The organism is Sulfitobacter sp. R86518 (genome assembly GCF_042466275.1).
Classification (GTDB): Bacteria; Pseudomonadota; Alphaproteobacteria; order Rhodobacterales; family Rhodobacteraceae; genus Sulfitobacter; species Sulfitobacter pontiacus.
In genome coordinates this window covers 864,972-876,141 of the sequence record NZ_JAXHCA010000005.1, presented here as the reverse complement: position 1 = coordinate 876,141, position 11,170 = coordinate 864,972, and the positions used below count along the sequence as shown (strand labels likewise).

The window sequence follows — 11,170 nt, the reverse complement described above, 5'->3', positions numbered from 1 at the left end:
CTTGAACAGAGGGCGCGGTGCAATCTTTAGACGATGACGTTGATATCGTTGTCGATCATCAGCGTGGCTTCGTCGCCCAGTGTATAGATGTCATAGGTTTGATCCCCACGCACCTCTGAACCGCCACGTACCGCGCCTGTGATCGTCACGGTGTCGTCGTTATGCCCGTCGATGATCAGTTCGTTCGTATTGCTCGACAGGTTGACCAGCGCGGTTTCCGTGATCGTCAGATGCGCCTCTTCGGCGAACTGCAGATCAACGGTTTCGATGTTGTAGTTTCCCAGGTTCGGGTTGGTCAGGGTCAACTGCGTGTTCGCCGCTTCATCATCCAGCGCCAGATACGTGCCGGAAAAGTTTCCCGCAGCGTCAGTGGCTGTGACAATCAGGTCGGACCCGTCTGGCACATTGCTTTCGAACTGGAAGTTACGCTCGCCGATGGCGTCGATGTCAAAGCTGGTCGATTCCACTTCCGAGATGGAGCGGTCTGCGTTCACCTGATGCACCTCAAGCGTATCGGGGCTGATCTCGGTCGAGATGCCACGGATACCGTCGCCGTCGCGGGTATAGGACGCGATGACGGGGCCTTCGGGCGCATAGGTATCGATTGCGAGCGTGTCGGAGATCGACGCGATGTTGCCCACATGGTCCGTCGCGGTGACAGAGATGTCGGCGTCATAGGTGCCCTGACGGATTTCCGAAGGCGGGATCGTGACCGACCAGTTGCCCGCACCGTCCACAAAGGCGGTGTAGTTGGTGCCGTCAAAGTTGACCACAACGCTAGATCCCGCCTCGACCTGACCGTTCAGATCAATGCCGGTCTGGGCTTCGCGTGCGCTGACCACAGCGTCGCTGCCGCCCGCTTGGTTCATGTCGAGCGGATCAACGACCGTGTCGATCAACACCGCGTGGCTTGCCGTGGCAGAGTTGCCCGCGGCATCCGTTGCCTTGACCGAAACGGTGGTGTTGATCGTGCCCTCGGGCACTTGACCCGGCGCAAAGGTGACGGACCAGTTGCCATTCGCATCCACCGCGCCGTTCACCGATGCCGCACCAAGCGACACGACAACAGACGAGCCGATTTCAGAAGGTGCCGGTGACCAGAACGCCGCCATTCGCCAGACGCTCTGCCCCGCTCACGATGTCATCGCCTTCGACGGTGTTCAGCGACAGATTGTCGACGCGGGTGTCCACGCGCACGCTGTCAGAAGGCGCTGCGGCTGTTGCCCGCCGCGTCGGTCGTGGTTGCGGTGATGTCGGCGGTATAAACGCCTTGGGCGACCTCGCCCGCGGCGTAATAGGCGGTCCACTGACCGTTGCCATTTGCAACAACCGTATGGGTGACACCCGCCAGCGTGACCTGCACAACAGCCCCCGCATCGGCGGTGCCCGAGATCGCCACACCGTCACTTGCCTCGGCCGCGTTGACCACGTCGTCGCCCTCAATCGGCAGCGGGCTGATGGTCAGCGAACCGGCTTCGGTATCGACTGAAACAGACTGCGATACGCTATCAACGTTGCCTGCCGCATCTGTGGCGGTGGCGGTCATTGTGCTGGTGTAGGTACCTGCGGGGATGTCGCTGGGGGCGAAGCTGACGGTCCATGTGCCGTCCGCCGCAACCGTGGCCGCACGCGACACCTGGCCAAGCTGGACCATAACAGTCGAGCCGGGTTCAACCGTGCCGGTCATCACGATACCCTGCGCCGCCTCTGCCGCGTTCACGACCCCGTCGCTGCCGCCGGTCTGGCCGGTGAAGGCAAGGTTGTTGACCAAAGTATCGACATCGACTTGGCCGGTTGCGGTGGCCGTGTTGCCCGCCGCATCGGTCGCGACTGCGGTCACTGTCGCCGTCGTCTCGCCCGTCGGGATTTCGGAGGCCGCGAAATCCGCGGACCAGTTGCCGTTTGCGTCAACCACCGCGTCACGGGTCACACCCCCAAAGGTGACCTGGACGGTCGACCCGGGCTGCGATGTGCCGGTCAGCGTGACGCCGTCGCCACGCTCTGCCGCGTTGATCACGCCGTCAACTTCGACAGTATCCGCCGCAATCGCGACTTCAGAGACGGTATCGACGACCAGCTGCTCGGTCGAGGTGGAGCTGTTGCCGAAAGCGTCGGTGGTCACGATGGTGACATCGCTGACGTATTCGCCTTCGGGCAAGGTGCCCGCCTGCCATGTCGCGGACCATGTGCCGTTGTCGCCCACAGTTGCGGTGCGGGTGATGCCACCGATGGTCAGCTGCACAGTCGAACCGGGCTCACCCGTGCCGTTCAGGGTGACACCGTTGCCAAACGAGGCGGCATTATAGCTGTCGCCCACGGATTGCGTGCCTGATGTCACAGCGACAGTCGGTGCGATGGTATCAACCACCAGCGTTTCGGTGGTGGTGGAGGTATTGCCGTATTGATCGGTGGTCTTGATCAGAACCTCTGTCTCGTATTCGCCCCCCTGCAGCGTGCCGGGTTCGAATGTGACGGACCATGTGCCGTCTTCGCCGACGGTGGTGCTGCGTGTGACATCCGCGACGGTCACGTCAACGGTCGCGCCCGCTTCACCGTTCCCGGTCAGCGTGACGCCATTCGCAAAGGATTCGCCGTTAAAGAAGTCGCCGACACTCTGCGTGCCTTCGGACATGGTGACCGTGGGGGCTGTGGTGTCGATGACAAAGCTCGGCCCGTCAAGCACGATCTCATTGCCGTCCGTGGTCACGACGACCTCGGCTTCATAGGTGCCGTCGTCGGGGAAGTTATCGCCTTCGAACACGGCTTCGAATGTGCCGTCGTCGCCAACTGTTGTTGTGACTTCTTTATCGCCGATGGTGACCACGACATCCGATCCGGGCTCGCCGCCGCCGGTGACAACGACCTGCTCTACCGCGCCGTCGCCGCCGACCGTGCCGGTTGCGTCGGGTTCATTCACGAACGGAGGTGCGACCGAAGGGCTGCCGCCATTGCCACCACCGCCGCCACCACCGATGACAGCTGCCCCGCCGACAACCGCCGCACCGGCTGCTGCCGCGGCACCACCACCGCCAACGACGCCGCCCAGCAAGGGTGCCGCCAACATCGACACTTCGTCGTCACCCGCGCCCGGCATGACACCGCCCGGCACAGACGCCACATCGCTGCGGCCCAGATAGATCAGATCGTCAGAGGGGCTCCATTTGCCCCACTGCTCGGTCGGGCCGTATTGCGCATAAAGCCCGCCGCCTTCGGCCTCGACGAATGCGACTTCGTTCAGATAGCCATCCGACGAAATGAACAGGCGGTTCGCGGCACCGGTTTCGTTAAAGTAATTCTCGATGGTGATGACCGACCCGTCATTCAGCGTGAGCACAAGGTCGTTGCCCGACCGCTGATGCGACTGGAAATCGGTCTGACGCAGGTTCAGCGAGATTTCCTGACCTGATGTCGCCTGGATAACATGGAAGTTTGCGTTTTCCGCAACCGTGCCACGCTGCAATGCGCCCGCTTGATCGCGAACGACGAAATCTATCGTCTTCATAATATCTGCTCCACCTCGGTGCGCATTCTGCGCGCGACACCTGAGAAATTTTATGACCGCCAACGCGTTGATCGCATCGTGCAGCCGCCTGATTATGTCCGTCGTAAAAAACGAAACGTATTATTGAGGCAGAAGGTAGCCGCTTAGACACATAAAAGCCAAGGTTAAAGTGGAACGCCACATTCTTGCCTTATTTCAACAGTGCAACACGGCCACAGTTTCTACTACTGCGGGAAAGCGTTAATAATAGTTAACGTTGCCAGATAATTAACCGCCTCATTTCACTCAGGAAAAACCCCATAGGTGCCACACCGCAAGCCCTTGCAAACGGTTGACAATACCGGGCTCCCCCCTGACCTTCGCGGCATGGATACCGCCCAGAACACCCCGCTATCACTGATCGAAGACCCCGACATGGGCATCACCCTCTCGGATGGATGCCGGCTTTCCGCACGAGTCTGGCGGCCTGAAAATTCCGATAACGCGCCTGTGCCCGTGATTCTGGAGTATCTCCCCTACCGCAAACGTGACGGAACCACCGCACGGGATGCGCTGACCCATCCTTGGTTTGCCCAACGCGGATATGCCTGCGTGCGGGTCGATATGCGCGGCAATGGCGACAGCTATGGCGTGATGGAGGATGAATACACCCCCCAGGAACAGGCCGACTGCATAGAGGTGATCAACTGGCTTGCCGCGCAACCGTGGTGCAGCGGAACGGTGGGCATGATGGGCATCAGCTGGGGCGGCTTTAACGGGCTGCAGGTCGCAGCCCATGCGCCAGAGCCGCTTAAGGCGGTGATTACGCTATGTTCCACCGTCGACCGCTTTGCTGATGACATCCACTATAAGGGCGGGTGCCTGTTGAACGAGAACCTTGGCTGGGGGGCGACGATGTGGGCCTATTCCAGCCGCGCGCCCGACCCTGCCCTGCGCCCCGACTGGCGCGAAATGTGGCTGGAGCGGCTAGAGGCAGAACCGTTTCTTCCCGCGCTTTGGCTGCGCCACCAATCACGCGACGCCTATTGGAAGCAAGGGTCGGTGATCCAGGAGTATAGCGCGCTCAAGGCCAAAGTGCTGGCAATTGGCGGCTGGGGCAATTCCTACAAGAACGCGGTCCCTCAGCTGGTCGAGGCGTTGCCCGGTGCGAAGGGGATCGTTGGGCCTTGGGTGCATAAATACCCGCATTTCGCCATCCCTGAACCCCGTATCGGCTTTCTGCAAGAGGCGCTGCGCTGGTGGGATAGGTGGCTCAAGGGGATCGACACGGGCGTCGAGGACGACCCCGATTATCGCGCGTATCTGATGGACGGCATGCGCCCCGCCACCTGGACCCATGAACGCCCCGGCCGCTGGATCACCGAACCCACGGGCGCGACATCGCATCTGCCCGTCAAGACGTTGCATCTGACGGATGAGGGCCTGCAAGACACAGCTGCCCCGCTGGACCGCAGCGTCGCCTCCCCCGCGCATTGCGGCGCGGATGGCGGGGAATATTGTGCGATCTGGCTTGGCCCCGAAATGCCCGGCGACCAGAGGCAAGACGATGCGCTATCGGTCTGTTTTGACAGCGGGCCCTTGGCGCAGCAGATGGATATCCTTGGCGCGCCGCGTCTGCGCCTGCGTCTGGCCTGCGACAAGCCACAGGGCCAGATCGCGGTGCGGTTGAACCATATCCACCCTGATGGAGCCTCGGCGCGGATCACCTATGGCGTGCTGAACCTGTCCCATCGCGACAGCGCCGAAAATCCGCAGGCGATGGCGCCCGGTGCCATGACCGACATCACGCTGGACCTTGACCACATCGCCTATCGCATCCCCAAGGGGCACCGGCTGCGGGTGTCGATCTCTACCGCCTATTGGCCCCTGCTCTGGCCTGCGCCCGAAGCGGCAGAGGTCACGCTGTCGTCCGGCCAGATCGACCTGCCGCAGCGCCCGACCAGCGGCGGGGACGAATACAGCTTTGCCCCGCCCACCTCTGCCGCCCCGTGGGAGACAGAGACACTGCGCCCCGAAAACCACATCCGCCGCCAAGAGATCGACCGCGTCACGGGCATCGTCTCTCTGATCATCGAGGATGACTTCGGCAAGCTGCGCGATGCCGATCACGGGCTGATCGCGGGCTCTGTCGCGCGGGAGGTGTGGCGCATTCACCCCGACGATCCGCTATCCGCAAAAGGCACCTGTCACTGGACCGAAGAGCTGGAGCGGGACGACATCATCCTGCGCACAGAAACCCGGTCGCAGATGTGGTCGGACGCGACCCATTTTCATCTGACGGCCCGTCTTGAAGCGTACGAAAACGACAAATTGATCTATGAACGCGACGTGACGGAAGACATTAAGCGACACTTTATGTAACAAACTCGTCACATGGCCGCCGGTATTACCACTTGCGACACGGGCCGAAATGCTTAACGTTGTGCCACCAGTCAATAAAAAAACCTGCGCACCAATGCGTGGAAGTATCACCTAAAACAGGGAGTTCTCATCATGGATGATCAACTGAAACATATGACCGGCCAAGTGGCCAAGGGCACTATGACACGCCGCGAATTCGTCGGGCGTGCCGCTGCTTTGGGCGTGACAGCCGCCGTCGCCAACTCGATGCTGGCGAACCACGCGCAGGCTGCAGCCCACGAAGCACCAATTCGCGGTGGCACACTAAAAATCGGGTCGTCGGGCGGTGAATCCACCAATACGCTTGATCCTGCGCTGACCGCCTCCGAAGTGCCGCTGAACAACCTGCGCCACCTGTACGAAAGCCTTGTCGAGGTCGATCCCAACGGGGAAATCGAAAACCGCATGGCCGAAAGCTACGAGGCCTCGGCCGATGCGAAAACCTGGGCGTTCAAGATCCGCAAGGGCATCCAGTTCCACAACGGCAAGGAAATGACACCCGAAGACGTGCTGAAAACCATGCAGCGCCATTCGGATGAAAACAGCCAATCCGGCGCCTTGGGCATCATGCGCGGTATCGAGAACATGAAGGTCGATGGCGACAACTTCATCGTTGAACTGGGCGTCGGCAACGCTGACCTTCCCTACCTGCTGGCCGACTACCACCTGATGATCCAGCCCGATGGCGGCATGGACAACCCCGGCGCGGGCATCGGCACCGGCCCTTACACACTGGAAGTCGACGAGCCCGGCGTGCGCCACGGCTTCAAGCGCAACGAAAACTACTGGGACGCCGACAACCGCGGCCACACCGATTATAACGAAGTGCTGGTGCTGAACGATGCCACCGCACGGACCGCGGCGCTGCAGTCGGGTCAAGTCAACATGATCAACCGCGTTGATCCCAAGGTTGCCGCCCTGCTGGACCGCGCGCCCAACCTGACGGTGAAATCCGTTGCCGGTCGGGGGCACTATGTGTTTATCGCCCATGTCGACACCGCACCGTTCGACAACAACGACCTGCGTCTGGCGCTGAAATATGCGATCAACCGCGAGGAAATGGTCGACAAGATCCTGCGCGGCTACGGCACCATCGGGAACGACATGCCGATCAATGGCTCTTATCCGCTGTTCGATGAATCGATCCCGCAGCGCGAACATTCCATCGAGAAGGCCAAAGAGCATTACGCCGCCTCCGGTCACGATGGCAGCCCGATCATCCTGCGCGTTGCAGACGGTGCCTTCCCCGGTGCGGTCGATGCGGCATCGCTGTTCCAGGAATCCGCCAAAGCCGCCGGTATCCCGCTGGAGATCAAACGCGAGCCGAACGATGGCTACTGGTCCGAGGTCTGGAACAAACAGCCGTTCTGCGCCTCTTACTGGGGTGGCCGTCCGGTACAGGACCAGATGTATTCGACCGCCTATCTGTCGACCGCGGACTGGAACGACACCCGCTGGAAACGCCCCCAGTTCGACGAGATGCTGCTGTCGGCCCGCGCCGAACTAGACGAGGCCAAGCGCAAAGAGACCTACTCCAAGATGGGTCAGATGATCCGCGACGAAGGCGGGTTGATCCTGCCGATGTTCAACGACTTTGTGGATGGTGTCGCCAACAATGTCGGCGGCTGGGTCGAAGATCCCAACGCGGAACTGTCCAACAACAAAGCCGGGATCAAATGCTGGGTCAAAGACGCATAAGGTAAACCCAGCTTATGCATCCCATCGTCAAACTGATCGCCCAACGCTTAGCGTTGGGCCTTCTTCTCCTCTTTGCCGCGTCGATCCTGATCTTCGTAGGCACTTCGATTTTGCCCGGCGACGTGGCACAATCCATCCTAGGTCAATCCGCCACGCCCGAAGCGCTTGCGAACCTGCGCCGAGAGCTTGGCATGAACGATCCCGCCATGACCCGCTATTTCGCTTGGCTGGGCGGCGTGCTTCAAGGAGACTTGGGCACCGCGCTGACCAATGGCCGTGATATCGCAGAAAGCGTTGGCGGGCGTCTGAAGAACACGCTTTTCCTCGCCTTCTGGGCTGCTGCAATCTCTGTGCCGCTGGCGATCTTTCTGGGTCTGCTGGCTGTGCGCTACAAAGACCGCTGGCCGGACAAGCTCATTTCGGCCGTCACGCTGACCACGATCTCTATCCCGGAATTCATGATCGGCTATGTGCTGATCTATTGGGTGGCGATCAAATGGCGGCTGTTTCCGTCGGTGGCGATCATCAACGACAGCATGAGCCTCGGCGCCAAGCTGAACGCGATTGCCATTCCGGTGATGGTGCTGACGCTGGTCGTATTGGCGCATATGATGCGCATGACCCGCGCCGCGATCCTGAACGTGATGCAATCGGCCTATATCGAAACAGCCGAGCTTAAGGGCTTGGGCATGCTGAAGATTATCCGAAAGCACGCCTTCCCCAACGCCATCGCCCCGATCGTCAATGTGGTGATGCTGAACCTCGCCTATCTGGTCGTCGGCGTCGTGGTGGTAGAGGTCGTCTTTGCCTATCCCGGCATGGGGCAATATCTGGTCGATCACGTCTCCAAGCGCGACGTGCCCGTGGTGCAAGCCTGCGGTCTGATCTTTGCCGCCGTTTATATCGGGTTGAACCTTGTGGCCGACATCGTGTCGATCCTTGCCAACCCGCGCCTGAGGCATCCCAAATGAGCGCCGCGCATCTCCCCCCGAGGCAATGCGCGACGCACGGGGCCGCAGTTCAGCTTCGCATCAACGCGGCCCCCTGCCGCAAGCCCGTATCGCCACCTGACGTTGACCCATTCATTTGTTTGGGAGCGAACCCATGAAAAACATTCCAATCTCCGCCATGATCGGCCTGTTCTTTACCAGCGTCTATTTCATCATGGCCGTCTTTGCCCCCTGGCTCGCCCCCTATGGCATGGCTGAAATCGTCGGCGATGTGTGGGAGCCTTCGTCGTCGGAGTTCCTGCTGGGCACCGACAGCATCGGGCGCGATCTGCTGTCGCGTATGATCTACGGTGGGCGCACCACGATCTTTATCGCCACTGCAGCCACCATCCTCAGCTTTACGCTGGGGTCCATTCTGGGCTTCTTCGCAGCCGTCTCGGGCGGTTGGGTCGACCAAGCCATTTCGCGCTTTGTCGATCTGATCATGTCAATTCCGTCGCTGATCTTTGCGCTTGTCGTGCTGTCGGTGATGCCGACCACCGTGCCGATCCTGATTATCCTGATGGGTCTGCTGGACAGCACCCGTGTCTACCGTCTGGCGCGCGCTGTGGCCGTGGACATCACCGTGATGGACTATGTCGAGGCCGCACGCCTGCGCGGCGAGAAGATCGGCTGGATCATTTTCCGTGAAACCCTGCCGAACGCGCTGTCGCCGCTGATCGCCGAGATGGGCCTGCGGTTTATCTTTGCGGTGCTCTTTGTGTCGACGCTGTCGTTTCTGGGTCTGGGCGTACAGCCCCCTCAAGCTGACTGGGGCGGCATCGTGAAAGAGAACAAGGAAGGCATCAACTATGGTATTCAGGCGGCGCTCTATCCTGCCTATGCCATCGCCACGCTTTGCATCTCTATCAACCTTGTTGCGGACTGGATTTTGAACCGCACCACATCGCTGAAAGGGGGCCGCGGATGACCGAGCCACTCCTCAAGGTACGCGGCCTGAAAATCGGCGCGACCGCCTATCCGCCCGGCGAAAAGCCGATTGATATCAAGATCGTGCACGGCGTCGACTTTGATCTGCAACCCGGCAAGGTGCTGGGACTGATCGGGGAATCCGGCGCGGGCAAATCCACCATCGGGCTGGCCGCGATGGCCTATGGCCGCGGCGGGGTAGAGATCACCGGCGGCGAGGTCTGGGTCAACGGGCGCGACATCCTCAAGGAGCGTCTGCGCGCCGTGCGCCGCCTGCGCGGCGCCGAGGTGACCTATGTCTCGCAATCCGCGGCGGCGTCTTTCAACCCCGCGAAAAAGATCATGGATCAGGTGACCGAAGCCGCGATCTATCAGAACAAGTTCACCAAGGCCGAGGCCGAGGAACGCGCGGTTGATCTGTTCCGCAAGCTTGGTCTGCCTGACCCTGAAACCATCGGCAACCGCTACCCGCACCAGGTGTCTGGCGGGCAGTTGCAGCGCTGCATGACCGCGCTGGCACTGTGTCCGCAGCCCGATCTGGTGGTCTTTGACGAACCCACCACGGCGCTGGATGTGACCACGCAGATCGACGTGCTAGCCGCCATCAAAGAAGCCATCGCCGCCACCGGCGTTGCCGCGCTCTATATCACCCATGACCTCGCGGTTGTGGCACAGGTCAGCGATCATATTATGGTGCTGCAACAAGGGGATATGGTCGAATACGGCACCGTTGATCAGATCATCAACGCGCCCAAGGAAGACTACACCAAGGCGCTGGTTTCAGTCCGGTCGATCCGCCACGAGGAAAAAACGCCGACCGATACCCCTGTTCTACGGGTCGAAAACGTCACCGCCCGCTATGCTGGCACGGATTTTGACGTGCTCAAGAAGATCAACGTCGATATTCACCCGGGCCAGACATTGGCTGTCGTGGGGGAATCCGGCTCGGGCAAATCCACGCTGGCCCGCGTAATCACCGGCCTGCTGCCCCCAAGCGACGGGACGATCACCTTTGACGGGCGCGAGCTTGCCCCCGCCCTGGCGCAACGCCCCATCGAAGACCTGCGCGAGATGCAGATGATCTACCAGATGGCTGATACCGCGATGAACCCGCGCCAGACCGTGGGCACCATCATCGGCCGCCCGCTCGAGTTTTATTTCGGGCTGAAAGGCAAGGCAAAGCAGAAGCGTATTCAGGAACTGCTGGACGAGATCGAATTGGGCGACGGGTTTCAGGACCGCTATCCGGCAGAGCTGTCGGGCGGGCAGAAACAGCGTGTCTGTATCGCCCGTGCGCTGGCCGCCAAGCCCAAGCTGATCATCTGCGACGAGGTGACAAGCGCGCTGGACCCGCTGGTGGCAGATGGCATCCTCAAGCTGCTGTTGAACCTGCAAAAGATCGAGGATGTCGCCTATCTGTTCATCACCCATGACCTCGCGACGGTAAAAGCCATCGCAGACAGTATTGCTGTGATGTATCAGGGCGAAGTGGTGCGGTATGGCACCAAAAGTCAGGTGCTATCACCGCCCTTTGACGACTATACCGACCTGCTGCTGAGCTCTGTCCCCGAGATGAAGATCGGCTGGCTGGAAGAAACCATCGCACATCGCAAAATGGAAAGTGCTGGCAATTAAGCCTGTGGGCAACACA

Annotated in this window: 7 protein-coding genes; 5 read left to right on the top strand and 2 right to left on the bottom strand. The window is 60.7% G+C overall.

All coding sequences use genetic code 11. From position 1 onward, the window contains the following. Positions 1-26: 26 nt before the first annotated feature. Positions 27-1,112, bottom strand: coding sequence for an Ig-like domain-containing protein (locus SJY36_RS05090; RefSeq protein ID WP_386173443.1), 1,086 nt, complete (start codon positions 1,110-1,112; stop codon positions 27-29). Between the two features lie 89 nt (positions 1,113-1,201). Beyond that, entirely contained in the window at positions 1,202-3,502 is a 2,301-nt protein-coding gene (locus SJY36_RS05085) for an Ig-like domain-containing protein (protein ID WP_386173441.1), read from the bottom strand. A 366-nt stretch (positions 3,503-3,868) separates the two neighbouring features. Here SJY36_RS05085 and SJY36_RS05080 point away from each other — a divergent pair, with 366 nt between their 5' ends. The 5 genes from SJY36_RS05080 (at position 3,869) to SJY36_RS05060 (ending at position 11,154) form a co-directional block, all read left to right on the top strand. Then, entirely contained in the window at positions 3,869-5,863 is a 1,995-nt protein-coding gene (locus tag SJY36_RS05080) for a CocE/NonD family hydrolase (protein WP_386173439.1), read from the top strand. 132 nt (positions 5,864-5,995) lie between these two features. Next, complete coding sequence (locus SJY36_RS05075) at positions 5,996-7,600, top strand: ABC transporter substrate-binding protein (RefSeq protein WP_386173437.1); 1,605 nt, start codon at positions 5,996-5,998, stop codon at positions 7,598-7,600. Between the two features lie 14 nt (positions 7,601-7,614). Beyond that, entirely contained in the window at positions 7,615-8,571 is a 957-nt protein-coding gene (locus SJY36_RS05070; RefSeq protein WP_386173435.1) for an ABC transporter permease, read from the top strand. Positions 8,572-8,704: 133 nt separating this feature from the next. Beyond that, positions 8,705-9,520, top strand: a complete 816-nt coding sequence (locus SJY36_RS05065; protein ID WP_009826461.1) for an ABC transporter permease — start codon at positions 8,705-8,707, stop codon at positions 9,518-9,520. Beyond that, a complete protein-coding gene (locus tag SJY36_RS05060) occupies positions 9,517-11,154 on the top strand; it encodes an ABC transporter ATP-binding protein (RefSeq protein WP_005852242.1) in 1,638 nt (545 codons plus the stop codon). The genes SJY36_RS05065 and SJY36_RS05060 overlap by 4 nt, the downstream gene beginning before the upstream one ends. Positions 11,155-11,170: the final 16 nt, after the last annotated feature.

What these genes read in the sequence shown, in the direction of transcription:
- SJY36_RS05090 (WP_386173443.1), bottom strand. Translation starts at nt 1,112, where the DNA reads ATGGCGGCGTTCTGGTCACCGGCACCTTCTGAAATCGGCTCGTCTGTT.
- SJY36_RS05065 (WP_009826461.1), top strand. Translation starts at nt 8,705, where the DNA reads ATGAAAAACATTCCAATCTCCGCCATGATCGGCCTGTTCTTTACCAGC.
- SJY36_RS05075 (WP_386173437.1), top strand. Translation starts at nt 5,996, where the DNA reads ATGGATGATCAACTGAAACATATGACCGGCCAAGTGGCCAAGGGCACT.
- SJY36_RS05085 (WP_386173441.1), bottom strand. Translation starts at nt 3,502, where the DNA reads ATGAAGACGATAGATTTCGTCGTTCGCGATCAAGCGGGCGCATTGCAG.
- SJY36_RS05080 (WP_386173439.1), top strand. Translation starts at nt 3,869, where the DNA reads ATGGATACCGCCCAGAACACCCCGCTATCACTGATCGAAGACCCCGAC.
- SJY36_RS05060 (WP_005852242.1), top strand. Translation starts at nt 9,517, where the DNA reads ATGACCGAGCCACTCCTCAAGGTACGCGGCCTGAAAATCGGCGCGACC.
- SJY36_RS05070 (WP_386173435.1), top strand. Translation starts at nt 7,615, where the DNA reads ATGCATCCCATCGTCAAACTGATCGCCCAACGCTTAGCGTTGGGCCTT.